The organism is Afipia sp. MLSD5-FHT05B12, from assembly GCF_058793355.1.
In genome coordinates this window covers 1-17602 of record NZ_JBXAFS010000035.1, presented here as the reverse complement: position 1 = coordinate 17602, position 17602 = coordinate 1, and the positions used below count along the sequence as shown (strand labels likewise).

Genomic DNA, 17602 nt, shown 5'->3' with positions numbered 1-17602 from the left:
GTCCCGGCTGGCGCCGGGGTCCGGCTCGCCGCCATCGCGCCGGGGCGCTGCGCCGTTCTCGGCACCGCGTTCGGCGGGCGTGGCACGTTTCGCAGGTCGAGCAGCGCTCCGCGGCGGTTTTCATAGCCCGCATAGATTGTGGGCGGCGGGCCGGGCGGGCCGTAGACCGTCATCATCCGCTCATCGACCGCCTGGGCCGGAATGAAGCGCATGATCTGGCCGGTGCGGGCATCAATAATCAGGCGGCCGTCGTCGCCGTTCCGGTCGATCGCGGCGATGGTGTAGATCCAGCCGCGCTGGGTCACCCGGCCGAGCGGCGAATAACCGCTTGAACGCAGGACGGTTACGACCTGCTCGGGCGGCAGCATCGGGCGCGCGCCCAGTGTCGAGCGCTGAAAGCGGGCCGAGGGAATCGCCGCATGAGGACCTGTCGCAGAACGACTTGGGGCATAGGGCCGCTGCGCATAAGGCCGCTCCTCACCGTAAGACCGCTCAAGGGGAGGCCTGTCATAGGCCGGAGGCGGCAGCGGATCGCCCTCGTCTTCCAGAATTCGCGGCATGGGAATATGAATGTCATCCACCACCGGAAAATCGTCGGCAGCGAACGCCGGAGACGCCAAAACCCCGGCGGCCAACACAGCGCCGGCAGCAACAGCGCATCCAATCAGTTGCTTTCTGGAAAACGACGTCATCTCGCAGGCCTCCCCATTCTGGGTCCCAAATCCGTCCCCGGATTCCCAAAAGTCCGCGTAAACGTGATTTCCGATTTCGGCGGAGCTAGGACCGGATGGCGGCGGCAATGCCTTAATCCCGCGGCGTTCTCGGGTAGCGGCGTGGCGGTCCACAGCGCATCCCGGTGTTCCGAATCCGCAGTTCGCCTCCTTGTGCAGAGCTGCGCGAACCACCACACCGGGAGGACTCTCACGCGCTTGTGTGATAGGAAAAAGTTTGGCAATCTCGGCATTAGGACAGGACTACTGTCCCAATTTCCGGGTAATCTCGGCACGGCGTTTGCAGCGCCGGTAATATCAGCAGGCCGCATGGCAGCCGGAAACGGCCCGCGCGAACTGCACTTTCTAAAGCGAGGCTCGTGACAGCGCGAGCGGTGGCCCCGAGGACTTCCCAGAGAAGGGAAATTCCGAAGGGTTCCGCGAACGCCGAAGCTGCGGCCAAAATGGGTAAAAATAGACTGCCTCTAAATCCAAAGAGGCGTGAGGATGAGAATGAGCGGGTCAGAGTTCGAGCGGAATGAAATCGAGGTGGATGCGCTGATCGCGGACCCGGCCTTGAAACCGCGCGAACATAACTGGCGTCCGGATACCGCCGGTCTGTACGACCCGTCGCTGGAAAAGGATTCCTGCGGCGTCGGCTTCATTGCCAACATCAAGGGCAAGAAATCGCACCAGATCGTGTCCGACGCGATCAGCATCCTTTGCAATCTCGAACATCGCGGCGCAGTCGGCGCCGATCCGCGCGCCGGCGACGGCGCGGGCATCCTTGTGCAGATTCCGCACGCCTTCTTCGCACGCAAGGCGAAGGAAGCCGGGTTCACCCTGCCAGGCGCCGGTGAATACGCCGTCGGCCAGCTGTTCCTGCCGCGCGAGAAGCCCTGGCGCGAAGTCATCAAGGGCATCGTCAAGGACAAGATCAAGTCGGAAGGCCTGAAGCTGTTCGGCTGGCGCGACGTGCCGGTCGACAACGCCTCGCTCGGTGAAACCGTCAAGCCGACCGAGCCGCACTGCATGCAGGTGTTCATCGGCTGCGGCGACTGCGCCGGTGAAGACGATTTCGAGCGCCGCCTCTATATCCTGCGCAAGGCGATCTCGAACGCGATCTATCAGCGCCGCGAACGCGCGCTGGCCGGTTACTATCCGGTGTCGATCTCGTGCCGCACCGTCGTCTACAAGGGCATGTTCCTCGCCGACCAGCTCGGCAAATATTATCCCGACCTGCACGAGCCGGATTTCGAATCCGCGCTGGCGCTGGTGCATCAGCGCTTCTCGACCAACACCTTCCCTGCGTGGTCGCTGGCGCATCCCTATCGCATGGTCGCGCATAACGGCGAAATCAACACGCTGCGCGGCAACGTCAACTGGATGGCCGCGCGTCAGGCCTCGGTCTCCTCCGAGAAATTCGGTGAGGACATCGAGAAGCTGTGGCCGATTTCCTATGAGGGACAGTCGGACACCGCCTGCTTCGACAACGCGCTCGAATTTCTCGTGCAGGGCGGCTACTCGCTGTCGCACGCGATGATGATGCTCGTGCCGGAAGCCTGGGCCGGCAATCCGCTGATGAACGAAGAGCGCCGCTCGTTCTACGAATATCACGCCGCGCTGATGGAGCCGTGGGACGGCCCCGCCGCGATTGCTTTCACCGACGGCCGCCAGATCGGCGCCACGCTCGACCGCAACGGCCTTCGTCCGGCGCGTTATCTCGTCACCAAGGACGACCGCATCGTGATGGCGTCCGAAATGGGCGTGCTGACAATTCCGGAAGACCAGATTGTCACCAAGTGGCGCTTGCAGCCCGGCAAAATGCTGCTGGTCGACCTCGATCAGGGCCGCCTGATTCCAGACGACGAGATCAAGGCGGAACTCGCCAAGAGCCATCCCTACCGCGAGTGGCTCGACCGCACCCAGATCGTCCTCGAAGAGATGCCGGATGCGCCGGCCAAGGCCGCACGTTCCAACCTGTCGCTGCTCGATCGCCAGCAGACCTTCGGCTACTCGCAGGAAGATCTCGCTGTCCTGATGACACCAATGGCGTCGACCGGTGAAGAAGCCGCGGGCTCGATGGGCACCGACACGCCGCTGTCGGCGCTGTCGAGCAGGCCGAAGTCGCTGTTCACTTATTTCAAGCAGAACTTCGCGCAGGTGACGAACCCGCCGATCGATCCGATCCGCGAAGAGCTGGTGATGAGCCTCGTCTCCATCATCGGTCCGCGCCCGAACCTGTTCGACATCGAAGGCCTGTCCAAGACCAAGCGCCTCGAAGTACGCCAGCCGATCCTGACCGACGCGGATCTGGAAAAGATCCGTTCGATCTCCGACGTCGCCGACAATCACTTCAAGTCGCGCGCGCTCGACACCACGTTCCACGCCGGCCTCGGGGCCTCGGGCATGGAGCAGGTGCTGGAGGAACTGTGCGGCCGCGCCGAAGCCGCGGTTCGCGAAGGCGTCAACATCATCATCCTGTCGGATCGCGCCGCCGGTTCCGACAGAATTCCGATTCCGTCGCTGCTGGCGACCGCCGCCGTGCATCATCACCTGATCCGCACCGGACTTCGCACCTCGGTCGGCCTTGTGGTGGAATCCGGCGAACCGCGCGAAGTGCATCACTTCGCTTGCCTTGCGGGCTACGGCGCCGAAGCGATCAATCCGTATCTGGCATTCGAGTCCATCGTCGCGATGAAGGACCAGTTGCCGGCCAAGCTCGACGACAAGGAAATCGTCAAGCGCTACATCAAGTCGATCGGCAAGGGCTTGCTCAAGGTCATGTCGAAGATGGGCATCTCGACCTATCAGTCCTACTGCGGCGCGCAGATCTTCGACGCCGTCGGCCTGAAGGCGGATTTCGTCGCAAAGTATTTCGCCGGCACCCATACCCGCATCGAGGGCGTCGGCCTTGCCGAGATCGCCGAGGAAACCGCGCGCCGTCATACCGACGCGTTCGGCGACGCGCAGATCTACAAGACCGCGCTCGATGTCGGCGGCGAATATGCCTACCGCTCGCGCGGCGAGGACCATGCATGGAACGCCGAGACCGTGTCGCTGCTTCAGCATGCGGTTCGCGGCAACTCGCAGGAGCGTTATCGCGCCTACGCGAAGGTGCTGAACGAACAGTCCGAGAGGCTGCTGACGCTGCGCGGCCTGTTCAAGCTCAAGACCGCCGAGGACGACAAGCGCAAGCCTGTGCCCCTCGATGAAGTCGAGCCCGCCAAGGAGATCGTCAAGCGCTTCGCCACCGGCGCGATGTCGTTCGGCTCGATCTCGCGCGAAGCCCACACCACGCTGGCGATCGCGATGAATCGCATCGGCGGCAAGTCCAACACCGGCGAAGGCGGCGAGGAAGCGGATCGTTTCAAGCCGATGGCGAACGGCGATTCCATGCGTTCCGCCATCAAGCAGGTCGCCTCGGGACGTTTCGGCGTGACGACGGAATATCTCGTCAACTCCGACATGATGCAGATCAAGATGGCGCAGGGCGCGAAGCCCGGCGAAGGCGGACAGTTGCCCGGCCACAAGGTCGACGCGACCATCGCCCGCGTGCGCCACTCGACGCCGGGCGTCGGCCTGATTTCGCCGCCGCCGCATCACGACATCTATTCGATCGAAGATCTCGCACAGCTCATCTACGATCTGAAGAACGTCAATCCGGACGGCGCGGTCTCGGTCAAGCTGGTCTCGGAAATCGGCGTCGGCACGGTTGCGGCCGGTGTCGCCAAGGCGCGCGCGGATCATGTCACCATCGCCGGCTTCGAGGGCGGCACGGGCGCGTCGCCGCTGACCTCGATCAAGCATGCCGGCAGCCCGTGGGAAATCGGCCTTGCCGAAACCCATCAAACGCTGGTGCGTGAGCGGCTGCGCAGCCGCATCGTCGTGCAGGTCGACGGCGGCTTCCGCACCGGACGTGACGTTGTGATCGGCGCCCTCCTGGGCGCGGACGAAATGGGCTTCGCCACCGCGCCGCTGATCGCAGCGGGCTGCATCATGATGCGCAAGTGCCATCTCAACACCTGCCCGGTCGGCGTCGCGACGCAGGACCCGGTGCTGCGCAAGCGCTTCACCGGCCAGCCCGAGCATGTCATCAACTACTTCTTCTTCGTCGCCGAGGAAGTGCGCGAGATCATGGCCTCGCTCGGCTACCGCACCTTCCAGGAGATGGTCGGCCAGAGCCAGATGCTCGACCAGTCGACGCTGGTGGCGCACTGGAAGGCCAAGGGCCTCGACTTCTCGAAGCTGTTCTTCAAGCAGAAGGCCCTGCCCGGCCAGAAGATCTATCATTCCGAGGCGCAGGACCATCACCTCGACAACGTGCTCGACCGCAGCCTGATCAAGGAAGCGCAGGCGGCGATCAACCGCGGCGCGCCGGTGAAGATCGAGGCCGAGATTCACAACACCGACCGCAGCGCGGGCGCGATGCTGTCCGGCCTCGTCGCCAAGACCTATGGCCATACCGGCCTGCCGCTCGACACCATCCATGTCAGCCTCAAGGGCACGGCAGGACAGGCATTCGGCGCGTGGCTGGCGCGCGGCGTCACCTTCGATCTCGAAGGCGAAGGCAACGACTATGTCGGCAAGGGCCTGTCCGGCGGACGCATCATCGTCCGGCCGCCGAATATCTCCGGCATCGTGCCGGAAGAATCGATCATCGTCGGCAACACGGTGATGTACGGCGCCATCGAGGGCGAGTGCTACTTCCAGGGCGTCGCCGGCGAGCGCTTCGCCGTGCGCAACTCCGGCGCGGTCGCGGTGGTCGAGGGCGCCGGCGATCACTGCTGCGAATACATGACCGGCGGCATTGTCGTCGTACTCGGCAAGACGGGACGCAACTTCGCGGCCGGCATGTCCGGCGGCGTGGCTTACGTCATCGACGAGGACGGCACGTTCGAGAAGCGCTGCAACATGGCGATGGTCGAACTTGAGCCGGTGCTGTCCGAGGAAATGGTCAACCAGAATGCGTTCCATTCCTCCGGCGATCTCGAGGCGCATGGCCGCGTCGACGTGTTTTCGAACTTGCTCGGCGAGGACGTTGAACGGCTGCATGTCCTGATCACGCGGCACGCCAAGCTCACCGGCTCGGCGCGGGCGCAGCACATCCTTGCGAACTGGAAGAAGTATCTTCCGATGTTCCGCAAGGTGATGCCGGTCGAATACCGCCGCGCGCTGAAGGAAATGAAATCGCGCGAGCCGGAAGAGCCGAAAATCGCGATCGGAGCGTAAGCAGAAATCCCGTCATCCCGAGGCGCCCGAGCATAGCGAGGGCCTCGAAGGGTGACGGAGCAGAACATTCATCCTTCGAGGCTCGCCGAAACGGCTCGCACCTCAGGATGACGATGAAACGGATTGCAGGGGCGTCAGAGTCACCATGGGTAAGCCTACAGGTTTTCTTGAGATCGAGCGTCACGACCGCAAGTACGAGCCGGTCGCGGAGCGGGTGAAGGATTTCAGGGAATTCGTCATTCCGCTGAGCGAGAAGGACACGCGCGATCAGGCCGCGCGCTGCATGAATTGCGGCATCCCCTATTGCCACGGCACCGGCTCGGTTCAGCCCGGCACGCCCGGCTGCCCGGTCAACAACCAGATCCCGGACTTCAACGACCTCGTCTACAACGGCAACTGGGAAGAAGCCTCGCGCAACCTGCACTCGACCAACAACTTCCCCGAGTTCACCGGGCGCATCTGCCCGGCGCCGTGCGAAGCGTCATGCACGCTGAACATCGACGACAACCCGGTCACCATCAAGACCATCGAATGCGCCATCGTCGATCGCGCGTGGGACAACGGCTGGCTCAAGCCGGAAGTCGCGGCAACCAGGACCGGCAGGAAGGTCGCCGTGGTCGGCTCCGGTCCCGCGGGCCTTGCCGCCGCACAGCAACTCGCGCGCGCCGGCCATGAGGTTCATGTGTTCGAGAAGTTCGCCAAGGCCGGCGGCCTGCTTCGTTATGGCATTCCCGACTTCAAGATGGAAAAGGGCATCATCGACCGCCGCGTGGCGCAGATGGAAGCCGAAGGCGTCGTCTTCCACTACAACACGCCGGTTGGCGGCAACTATGCCGGCGCTGTCGAGCCGCAGGACCTCGTCAAGGCCTATGACGCCGTGGCGCTGACCGGCGGCGCGGAAGCATCGCGCGACCTGCCGATCCCCGGCCGCGACCTCGACGGCATTCATTTTGCGATGGATTTCCTGCCGCAGCAGAACCGCCGCGTCGGCAACGAGCCGCTCGGCGATATCCGCGAGATTCTCGCCGGCGGCAAGGACGTGGTCGTGATCGGCGGCGGCGATACCGGCTCCGACTGCATCGGCACCTCGATCCGCCAGGGCGCGAAGTCCGTGACCCAGCTCGAAATCATGCCGGCCCCGCCGGAGCGCGAGAACAAGGCGCTGAGCTGGCCGAACTGGCCATTGAAGATGCGCACCTCATCAAGCCAGGCCGAAGGCGCGATCCGCGAGTACGCCGTGCTGACGCAGAAGTTTTCCGGCCACGACGGCAAGGTCACGAGGCTTCACTGTGTCCATGTCGACGACAAGATGCAGCCGGTGCCGGGCAGCGAGTTCGAAATCAAGGCCGAACTGGTTCTGCTGGCGATGGGCTTCGTCCATCCGGTGCATGAAGGTTTGCTCAAGAAGCTCGGCGTCGAACTCGATCCGCGTGGCAATGTGCGCGCCTCGACCAACAACTACCAGACCTCGGTCGCGAAGGTGTTCTCCTCAGGCGATATGCGCCGCGGACAATCGCTCGTCGTCTGGGCGATCCGCGAAGGCCGCCAGTGCGCCGCCGCGATCGATCAGTTCCTGACGGGATCGACCGCGCTGCCGCGCTGAAAATTCTCGTACAAAAAAGCCCCGTCCGGTGACGGGGCTTTTCGCTTCGCATCATCCAGCGCGGCTGCTCAGCGCGCCGTTACTCGATGACGCGAATGACACGCCGGGTCCGCGGCTCGACGATCACACGCCGGTCGTTCACCACCGCATAGTGATACTCGGCGTGCCTCGGCACCGGACGCAACTCGACATAATCCGGCAGCGGCTCACCAACCACCACACGCTCCTTCACCACGACCGACGGTCCCGGCAACCCAGTGACCGATGAAATCACAGCCGCCGGGATATCGACGGCAGTGCCGACCGCCGCGCCGACAGTTCCGCCAACGGCTCCGCCGACCGGGCCGCCGATGGCGTGACCCGTCGCCGCGCCCTCACGCGCGCCCTGCTCCGTCGCGGTCTGCGCAAGTGCAAGGCCCGGCGTCAGCGCGATCGCCGCAACTGCCATTGCCATACGAATCTTCATGTCATTCTCCTCTTCGCATTGAGAGGCTGACCAACGGCTCACGGCAATGACCGTTCCGAATCGCGAGTACTGGAACCGGTGAAAATTTTATGCAGCGATGAGGTACAAGCCACGTGGAACTGCGGCAAAATCCGGGCGCACGCTTAACGATCAGCTCTTCTGAAGCCAGAACTGATACATCGTCGCGAATGTCGACGGGTTCTCGGATTCGAACACTGCCCAGTTCGCAAGATCGGTCGCAGCCCTGTCGCCCGGAAACCGCCGGAGATAGCTGGTCCGCGCCGGTGTCTCGAAGCCGAGGAATGTAAAGCCAATCTCGCGAAGAAAATCCGCGATCTGCGGAATCGAGAACTGATGCTCCTGCACATGGAACAACAGGTCGCGGCATTCGCTCATGCTGAAGAAATCGCTGAACCCGATGACATTGTGCAGCGGGTCTCCCGGCGCGCGGCTGGCGAATTCCGCCCGCAGACGCCGAACCTCGGCAACCGAATAGTCCCTGCCCTGCTGCGCCAGATACGCACGCGCGGCATTGATGTCGGCGCGCGCGGCCGCGCTGTAAAGTCCGATATGCATCAGCCCGCCCGGACGCACCAGGCTCGCCAGCTTGCGCCAGCCCGTCAGCGGTTCTTTCAGGTGATGCAGCACGCCGCTGGAATCGACCACATCGAACGTCCTGTCGTTCTCCAGCGCCAGAATGTCCGCCTGCGCATAGCGCAGGTTGGTCAGTCCAAGTTCCCGCGTCTTCCTGATCGCGTAGCTGAGGCTGCTGAGACTGAGATCGATCGCGAGGATATTGGCGGGCCTGAATTGCAGCGCGCGCTGGATCGCATGCTGCCCGGTGCCGCAGCCTGCGACCAGAACGTCGAGCGCACGATGTCCAAGCGGCTTGTACGGCACACCCGGAAATCGCATCCCGATATAGTGATCCACCGGCAGCGGCTGGGTTTCCGCGAATATCCTGCTCCATCTCGGATAGGGATTTTCCTCGTACTGCGCGCGAACCTTTTCCGAGACGTCATCCTCGATCGCGGTCAATCGTTCGATCCCGGGCCGTATCGCCTGCTCCTCGCGATGGTCGGTGACCTGCTGCGCGACAAGCGGGGCCACCGCATCCGGCCAGGATCGCGCCGCGAGACGTTCGGCTCCGGGAATGGAATGCAGCGGCAGATAGCTCGCAAGCACCGCAAGCCTGATTGGCGCAACCGCCTCGTTCCGCGCGATGGCCCCGGCGACGTCATCGCGAAGCTGGAGAAGCCGGGCATTCTCGTCTTCAGTAACATCGAAGACGTACTCGTTGATGAAGCCCTGTTGTCCGAGTGCCGCCGCCAGCGGCAGCCAAGCCTCATCGCTCTCGAGCGAGTCTGAGCCAATCTCGTTCAGCAATGCGCGGCGCACAGCCGTCAGAACCCGCTCGATCGCAACCGTCGTGACCGGCGACGTGCCGAGCAGTGCTTCCAGCAGGCCGTCGTTGCCCAATGCCACGAGATCGTCCCGGGTGAAAAGTTCGGCCAGCCGCCGGGCGGGTTCCGCCCCCGGTATCCGCTCGACGCAGCGCGCCATGGCGGGACTGCGGAGCAGGATCGCGCCGGCGGCAGCCGACAGATCGCGCGGACGGCACCACGGCTCACCGAGCGCGCGCACCAGAAGCTGAATGACATGCGGATCGAGCTTGATGGCCGCCGGATCAAGCGAGCGGAGCGCCATCACGAATGTCGATTTGAGGCCCGCGGTGTCCTCTGTCCGAAGTCCATCGGCGGCGACCGTCAACGCTTCACCGGAACGTCCGTGAAGCAACAGCAGCGCGGCGAGATTATTGTGTGCGCCCGGAAAATCCGGGCTTATATCCAGCGCCTTGCGGTTGTGCAGGATCGCTTCGTCATCGCGTCCGCAGTCGGACAGGATGCGCGCCAGATTGTAATGCGGCTCGGCGTTGCGCTTGTCCGACGCGATCGCTTTTCGCAACAGATCAATGCCGGTGTCGCTGTGACCGGCCTGATGCGCGAGCAGACCGAGATAGCTCAAGGCGCCAGTGTGGCGCGGATTGGCAGCGAGTACATCGCGATAGTTCGCTTCGGCGTCGCGCAGCCGCCCGGCCTGATGATGCGCCATGGCCTGGTGGAACAAGGTTTCTTCGAGAAGGCTGGACGAGCGCGTGACGCCCTTGCCGGATTTTCCTTCAGCCCGGCGTTGTTTTCTGTTCACGATCGCGACCTGACGAAGTGTTCTGGAGCAGCCGCGCGGACACTACTGCATCGGCCTGATGCGATCCAGATGCGGTGATGGTGCGGATTACCAGCGCCCGAACAGGCCGCCGAAGCCGAATCCCGATGAGCCGATATTACCGGGAGGCCGCAGGAATCCGTCACGCGGCACGGAGCGCGGCCGTTGCTGCTGCGGCGGCGCGGAGGGATTGAACAGTCCCTGGACCACGACCTGCTGCTTCTTCGGTTTCGGTTTCGGCGGCGCGGCGGTCCCGTCGGACGGCGCACTCGCCACCACCGGATCGCTGGGCGGCGCGCTGAGCGCACCGACTTCGCGGCGCGGCCATGAGAAATCATCGGCGCGGCCGGCGGGAGCCGCAAGCGGCTCGCCCTTCACCAGCGTGCGCGCGGCAAGTGCATCGACCGACGCCGGACGGGTGCCGACACCGCCAAGCAGTTCATCGGTGCCGACCTGCGAGGCCACCAGCGGCATCACCGGACCCATCAGCGGACGCGGCCCCGCTTCACCGGGACGGATATTGGAATCCGGCGCGAAGGTTTCGCTCGGCACGGCCAGCGGGCCATCGGTGTGAGCGGCGAGTACGCGGCGGATTTCGCGTTCGGTATAATGCGCGAGCTTGCGCGCACCGGCCTTGGTGAAGAACACACCGTCACTTGAGCGCAGGCGGCGGATCTGGCCCTCGAAGTCCGGGCCCTGTTGCGCGAAGCGCCCGGCATCATCGACGAAGCCGTCCCAGACATCGACATAGGTAATGCCGGCCTTGCCCGCGCCGTCGCGATACAGCGCATCGAGGAACAGCATGTCCGACGTCGCCTTGGGCCCACGCACCGAGGGCAATCCAACCCACAGCACCGGCACGCCCTTGGACTTCAGGACAGCGATCATCTCCTCGATTTTCTTGGCATAGAGTTCGACCCAGCGCTCCTCGCGGAAATCGTGCATGCCGCCGGCCGCGCGTGACTTCTCCGGCGCCATCACCTGCGGCTGATCGTCGTCGTCCGGAGCGGCTTCGGTATCGGACGGCTTGTTGTCCGCGGTTTTGCTCTCAGTGTCGTCGGCGGGTTTTTCGCTGGCGGGTTTGTCCGACGGCTTCGCCGCCTCTGTCTCGTTTGGCTTGGCCTCGTTCGGCTTGGCGCGGGGATCCTTCCTGGCGTTCTTCTTGTCGGCCGGCTTCTCGCCCGGCTTGGCGTCGGCTTTCTTTTCGACGACCGGTTCGCGGATCGGAATGCGGTCGTGCAGGCCGAGCATCACCACGATAACGTCGGGCTTCTCGGTGGCGAGAATTCCCTTCGCCGCCGCGGCCCAGTCCGCCGGGTCACCCTTGGGCTGATACTTCAAAAGGCCGGAGATGGTCTTGTGCTTGCGGATCACGCCGAGATCTGGCGTTTCCGACAGCGCGTCTTCAAGGCCGTAGGCAAGCCAGTCCGCCATCGCGTCGCCGAGCACCAGCACGTTGCGGTCGGCGGGGGCGTCACGCTTGGCGGCGGCGGGCGCACGCGACGAATCCACCGGGCGCGGCGCCTGCGGCGCGGGGCCGAAACTGTCACCGAACGGCGAGAAGAAACCACCGCCGCCGCGCTGCGGAGGCGGCGCGGGCCGCTGCGGGCGGCCGAAACCGAAATCGAAGAACTGCGCCGAGGCTGGTCCCGCGATCCCGAACAGCATCGCGCCCGCGACCGCAAGAACAGTCAGGAGGGCATGACGCCGAAAAGTGTGAAGCGGTTTTCGGGTAACGTCATGCCCCTTATAATTAAGGACGGCCGCGCTCACGCGGCCTACCGGCTCGGTGAACACGCGCAGGAAAGACATCCGTTTCGGCCTGTTCGGTTTCGACATGAATCTTGGTCGCTCGCGCAGTCGCCGCGGTTGCATATCCGGGCGTAAATACCGCCCCAAACTCCGGCAATAGCCCATAAACCGGGGTCGGGCCGCATCCGTCAAGTGCGCCCGGAAAATGTCAACTTGAAGGTTACCGCCCGGCCCTCAAAGGCCGGGAAACCCGCTGAAAAGCATAGGCTTTTAGGGCTTACCGCCCGCGCAGCCGCTCCAGCACGCCGGACGAGGCGAACCCGTCGGCAGGCAGACCCGCCGAGGCCTGGAAGCTGCGCAGCGCCTTCCTGGTCTCGCCGCCGAGATTGCCGTCCGGCTCGCCGCGATAGAAGCCGCGCTGCGCCAGAAGCTGCTGCATTTCCTGCCGCTCGGCGCGGGACAGCACCCGCTCCTGCCGCGGCCATTCCTGCACGAACGGCGCACCACCGCGCAGCCGGTCCGCAAAGTGCCCGATGGCGAGCGCGTAAGCCTCCGACGGATTGTAGCGCATGATCGAGCGGAAGTTGCCGAGCATCAGGAAACCCGGCCCGTCCGCGCCCGCCGGCGCAAGGAGAAACGCCTTGTCGGTACCCCGCGGGAACGGCTTGCCGCCCGCGCGTCGCACGCCGAGATGCTCCCACTGCGCGATGGTGTAGTTCTTCGCGCGATCGGCATGGAGATAGTTGAAGCCTTGCGGCACCTCGACCTCATAGCCCCAGGTCTGTCCCGGCGCCCAGCCGTCCTTTTTGAACTTCGCCGCCGTGGAGGCGATGATGTCCGGGATGTCGTCAACGGTGTTGCGCTTGCCGTCGCGGTCGAAGTCCACCGCGAACTTCTTGAACGCGGTGGGCATGAACTGCGTCGCGCCGAACGCCCCGGCCCATGAGCCGCGCATCTGTTGCGGCGTCAGATCGCCGCGATGCAGAATCTCAAGTGCGGCGAGAAACTCGTCCTTGAAATATCCCTGACGCCTTCCGACGCAGGCCAGCGTCGCGGTCGAATTCAAAACGCTGCGGTCGCCGCCCTGCGTGCCGTAGTTCGACTCGATGCCCCAGATCGCCGCGACGATGTAGCGGTCAACGCCATAGGCTTTTTCAACCGCCGCGAACGTCGCCGCGTTTTTCGCCAGCACCTCGCGGCCACGCGCGATCCGCGCGTCGGTGACCAGAATGTCGAGATAATCCCACACCGACTTGGTGAACTCGGGCTGCGAGTCCATCAGATCCATGATGCGCAGGTCTGGCGTGAGGTCCGCCGTGAAGCGCTCGAAGCTCGCCTGCGAAACGCCGCGGCGCGCGGCTTCCGGCCACATCCCGGCGACGCAGCGGTCGAAATTCGCAGCCGAGCGGCGGATCGCGTCCGCCGTCATCAGCGGATGCCCGGACGCACCATCCTCGCCGCTCCATTCCTTCGGCGGAGACGCCTGCGCCATGCGGCGCGGCGCGGGCTGCATCTGGCGCAGAGCCTGCGACGGCTGCTGCTGGATCGAGCCGGTGATGTCGCCGCGCGGCAGGGTCAAGCCGCCGCGCCCCGACGCGGTCTGCCCTTGGGCCGGACCCGCCAGCAGTGACGCCGCGCCGATCACCGACATGGTCAGGACTGCGCCCGCGGCCATCCGCCACGCGCTCTCTTCACGCTCGATCCGTGCCATTTTACGTTTCACCCGCTCAAGACTATCCCGGATACAGGAGGCCCGGACAGGGTTTCCACCCGATTAACAACGCGGCATTTTTTGGCGGCGAGATGACGCGGGCATCCGGCTCTCCCGTGTGGAGGCCTTCTTTCCCCTCTCCCCTTGCGGGAGAGGGTGGCGAAATCGAGCAAAGCGAGATTGAGCCGGGTGAGGGGTTAATTGATGCCGCGAACATGACCCCTCACCCGCTTCGCGGCTCCGCCGCTCAGCACCCTCTCCCACAAGGGGAGAGGGAAAGCTCGCCTCAAAAAATCCACACGGCGCTCAGCCATCGTTCATCCGCTAACCTTTACGAAACTCCTGACCCGCCCCGCCGTTTTTCAGCCCGATAAAACCTGCTAACACCCCTCCAAACCACTCCTTCAAACGTCTCCCTCAGCCTGCAAAGAGCCTCATGAAAATCCGTAAAGCCGTGTTTCCCGTCGCCGGTCTTGGCACCCGCTTCCTCCCGGCCACCAAGGCCATGCCGAAGGAAATGCTCACCGTGGTCGACCGCCCGCTGATCCAGCATGTGGTGGACGAGGCGCTGGAAGCCGGCATCGAACACCTTGTGTTCGTCACAGGCCGCAACAAGGGCGTCATCGAGGACCACTTCGACCGGCCCTACGAGCTTGAGGACACGCTGAAGGAACGCAACAAGCTGAAGGAAATGGACATCCTCGAGCGCGACCAGCCGGACGCCGGTGCGACCTCGTTCACCCGGCAGCAGGCGCCGCTTGGGCTGGGCCATGCGGTGTGGTGCGCGCGCGACATCATCGGCAACGAGCCTTTCGCGGTGTTGCTGCCGGACGTGCTGGTGAAGCACAAGCCGAGCGGGCTGAAGCAGATGATCGACGCCGCCAATGCGGCGGGCGCTTCCAACGCCAACATCATCGCGGTGGAAGAAGTGCCGATGGACCAGGTCCACATGTATGGCGTAGTCGGCGTCGGCAAGGCGAAGGGCGACCTGTTCGAACTCGACGGCATGGTCGAGAAGCCGAAGAAGGAAGCCGCGCCGTCAAATCTCTCGATCACCGGGCGCTACATCTTGCAGCCGGAGATCTTCAAGGTGCTGGAGACGCAGCCGAAGGGCGCGGGCGGCGAAATCCAGCTCACCGACGGCATGCTGAGCCTTGCGAAGTCACAGCCGTTCTACGGCTTCAAGTTCAAGGGCAAGAGCTACGACTGCGGCTCCAAACAGGGCTTCCTCGCCGCCAACATTGCCTATGCGATGGACCGCGACGATCTGCGCAGCGACCTGCTGACGGAGATGAAGAAGTATATCTAAAGGCAGCGGGCGGACCCCATTGCGGAATCCGCCCCGCTCGCCGACAATCGCCGCGATGAATGACAGCGGCGCCAGCTCCGCCTCCGCGCAGAAGACCGCAAGCCAGCCGCGCGACCTGCGGCTGGACCTGTTCCGTGGCATCGCGCTGTGGTTCATCTTCCTCGATCACGTCCCGAACAACATCGGCGAATGGCTGACGCTGCGCAATTACGGCTTCAGCGACACCACGGAAATCTTCTTCTTCGTCTCCGGCTATACCTGCGCGCTGGCCTATGGCCGCGATCTGAAAGAACAGGGTTTTTTCCATGGCCTCGCACGCAGCGTGCGGCGCGGCGTCGAAATCTACGCCGCCTTCCTGCTGCTGATCGTCGCCATTGTCGCGATCGTCTACACGGTGAACGGCGCGGACCGCGTGACGCTGGACGACACCAACACCGCCGTGCTGTTCGCCTCGCCCGGCGAGGCGCTGATGCACGCGGGCCTGCTGCATTACATGCCGGTCAATACCGACGTGCTTCCGGTCTTCGTGCTGCTGCATCTGCTGTGCGCGCCGCTGCTCTGGCTGATGTCGCGCGCCGCGACGCTGGTGGCGTTCGCCGGATCGCTGGTGCTCTACATCGCCGTGCAGACCTCGGGATTTAACCTGACCACCTGGCCGAAGGGCGAATGGTTCTTCAATCCGCTGGCCTGGCAATTGCTGTTCGTGTTCGGCGCGTGGGCGGCGATGGGCGGCGCGTCGAGGCTCGCGCCGCTGCTGCGCTCGCGCGCCGTGCTGGCGCTGGCCATCGCCTATCTCGTCTTAAGCTTCGCCGTGGTGCTGAGCTGGCACATCAAGCCGATGGCAGCGTTCATACCCGAAACGATCAAGGCGCTGATGTATCCGATCGACAAGAGCGGCCTCGACCCGCTGCGCGTGCTGCATTTCGCGGCGCTCGCCGTGGTCGGGCTGCGCCTGATGCCGCACGACTGGTGCTGGCTGAATTCGTGGCCCGCGCGCGGGGCGATCCGCTGCGGCGAGCAATCGCTGGCGATTTACTGCCTCGGCGTGCCGCTGTCCTTTGTTGCCGGCGAAATGTTGAAAGCCTGGTCCGGCGGCATCGTGATGCAGCTTGCGATCAGCGCGCTCGGCATCGCCGTCATGATCGCGGTCGCAACGCTGATGACGGCGACGGAAAAGGCGGCGGGCGCACGGCCGAAACTGTTTTGAAGACGCACGCGTTTGCAGTTGGCGTCATTGCGAGCGACCGATCTCTCAATCGTCATCACCGGGCTTGACCCGGTGATCCACGACGTCACTCCAGCATCTTAAGAGCGACGTGGATGGCCCGGGACAAGCGGCCATGACGAATGTTACTCCGTAGCTTCTAAGGTTTTACCCGCCTGAGAATGATTGGAGTAGGTTTTCCAGGTCGGCTTATAGCTTTCGTCGGCTTGATTACCCCACGTAGTCCAACCTCTGCGCGTTCCACGCGCAAAAAGTTCGACAAACGGGCCAGGGCTACACGCTTCAATTATGTCGTACTGTTCGTCTGGCTTACGCGAATGCTCGCGCTTGCGCGTCCCAAGCAAATTTACCTGGCTCCGACCTGGAGGTAGTGTCCTCGCATTTTTCCCACGGACACCGAAAAGGATAAGTTCAGTGACGTTCCGAAAATAGAATCCAACGCCGCGTCCGTCTGAGCCACCATCTTTTCGAATTTTATGCCAGACGATATTCGATTTGTATTTGAAACCCCAAGCCTGCATCACTGCTAGACCGTCGGGCAAAAGCGCATTTGGACACCACAAATACAGATGCGCTGTTGGTTCTGAGATTTGCTCGACAGGCATCGCCGCAATCTCGGCGAGTTTCATCGTCCCGTAGCGCGCTAAACGCCTGTGTTCAGGGGCAACCTTTCCAGTCTTATTGATGAACTGCCAAGGTGGATCAGCGAGTATGGTCGAAAATCTCTTTTTATTCAGAGACTTAAATAAGTCTTCGGACTCTGACATGAACTGGACCACCTTACGCAATACGATCCAGATACATGACCACGACATAGGAAATATTTGGTAAATTTAGAGATTGCACCGATTCGAGGGAATAAGATGCCTAGCACTTACACACCCGGGAGCTTCACTAAAAATTTTTCGTGGAACAACTCATACAAGCGTCTTCATACCGCGGTCGCAAAAGGCTGCAGCGACCTTGATCCCATAAGCCGCAAGCAGTGGCGCGAAACTTCAAAAATCGCAGACACGGATCGGCAACTCATTCCGTTGAATTTCTTTCTCTATTCCACCCAAGGGATCGATGAAGATTTCATAATGATTGACACTTTTGTCGAGGCTGCAGTCGAAAGACCTTACAGCTCAAATTTCGCTCAGCTTTCCTTGTTCACTTTTCATCTCGCTAATTCGGGGGCGTGGCGAGGTTCGAAGTGGCCAGATGGCAGGGTAGCCGGATGGGCGAACGATTTGATTTTCGATGTAGCGTGGGCAAAAGGCGGTTGGAGCGCGGCCGCCTTTCGTGAGACTGCATGACCTGCTCCCCGAGTTGCCCTCGTTTATAAGGAGAGTCTGTTCTGGTTCTGCCCCCTGTTGGGGCGGGTTGCAA

General features: G+C 63.3%; 11 protein-coding genes. 5 read left to right on the top strand and 6 right to left on the bottom strand.

Annotation, left to right across the window (positions count from 1 at the left end):
* Positions 1–692 (bottom strand): hypothetical protein (locus tag AC1Q6J_RS22695; protein WP_492281406.1); only part of this gene is annotated, 692 nt, incomplete at its 3' end.
* Between the two features lie 531 nt (positions 693–1223).
* On the opposite strand from AC1Q6J_RS22695, the gene gltB reads away from it, so the two are divergent.
* Together gltB and AC1Q6J_RS22685 are read left to right on the top strand one after the other, a co-directional pair.
* On the top strand, positions 1224–5942 hold the full coding sequence (gene gltB / locus AC1Q6J_RS22690) for a glutamate synthase large subunit (protein ID WP_492281405.1): 4719 nt from the start codon (positions 1224–1226) through the stop codon (positions 5940–5942).
* A gap of 145 nt (positions 5943–6087) precedes the next feature.
* Positions 6088–7545, top strand: a complete 1458-nt coding sequence (locus tag AC1Q6J_RS22685) for a glutamate synthase subunit beta (RefSeq protein ID WP_492281404.1) — start codon at positions 6088–6090, stop codon at positions 7543–7545.
* A gap of 79 nt (positions 7546–7624) precedes the next feature.
* Here the strand turns inward: AC1Q6J_RS22685 and AC1Q6J_RS22680 are convergent, their stop codons facing one another.
* The 4 genes from AC1Q6J_RS22680 to AC1Q6J_RS22665 form a co-directional block, all read right to left on the bottom strand.
* Complete coding sequence (locus AC1Q6J_RS22680; protein ID WP_492281403.1) at positions 7625–8011, bottom strand: DUF1236 domain-containing protein; 387 nt, start codon at positions 8009–8011, stop codon at positions 7625–7627.
* 150 nt (positions 8012–8161) lie between these two features.
* Positions 8162–10216, bottom strand: a complete 2055-nt coding sequence (locus AC1Q6J_RS22675) for a methyltransferase domain-containing protein (RefSeq protein ID WP_492281402.1) — start codon at positions 10214–10216, stop codon at positions 8162–8164.
* Positions 10217–10303: 87 nt separating this feature from the next.
* Positions 10304–12046: an SGNH/GDSL hydrolase family protein gene (locus AC1Q6J_RS22670; RefSeq protein ID WP_492281401.1), complete on the bottom strand. Its 1743-nt coding sequence runs from the start codon at positions 12044–12046 to the stop codon at positions 10304–10306.
* 217 nt (positions 12047–12263) lie between these two features.
* Positions 12264–13697, bottom strand: coding sequence for a lytic murein transglycosylase (locus tag AC1Q6J_RS22665; protein ID WP_492281400.1), 1434 nt, complete (start codon positions 13695–13697; stop codon positions 12264–12266).
* A gap of 436 nt (positions 13698–14133) precedes the next feature.
* On the opposite strand from AC1Q6J_RS22665, the gene galU reads away from it, so the two are divergent.
* Both galU and AC1Q6J_RS22655 read left to right on the top strand, forming a co-directional pair.
* Positions 14134–15006, top strand: a complete 873-nt coding sequence (gene galU / locus AC1Q6J_RS22660) for a UTP--glucose-1-phosphate uridylyltransferase GalU (RefSeq protein ID WP_492281399.1) — start codon at positions 14134–14136, stop codon at positions 15004–15006.
* 19 nt (positions 15007–15025) lie between these two features.
* On the top strand, positions 15026–16213 hold the full coding sequence (locus tag AC1Q6J_RS22655) for an OpgC domain-containing protein (protein WP_492281398.1): 1188 nt from the start codon (positions 15026–15028) through the stop codon (positions 16211–16213).
* Between the two features lie 143 nt (positions 16214–16356).
* Here the strand turns inward: AC1Q6J_RS22655 and AC1Q6J_RS22650 are convergent, their stop codons facing one another.
* Entirely contained in the window at positions 16357–16998 is a 642-nt protein-coding gene (locus AC1Q6J_RS22650) for an MT-A70 family methyltransferase (RefSeq protein WP_492281397.1), read from the bottom strand.
* A 96-nt stretch (positions 16999–17094) separates the two neighbouring features.
* Here AC1Q6J_RS22650 and AC1Q6J_RS22645 point away from each other — a divergent pair, with 96 nt between their 5' ends.
* Complete coding sequence (locus tag AC1Q6J_RS22645; protein WP_492281396.1) at positions 17095–17529, top strand: hypothetical protein; 435 nt, start codon at positions 17095–17097, stop codon at positions 17527–17529.
* Positions 17530–17602: the final 73 nt, after the last annotated feature.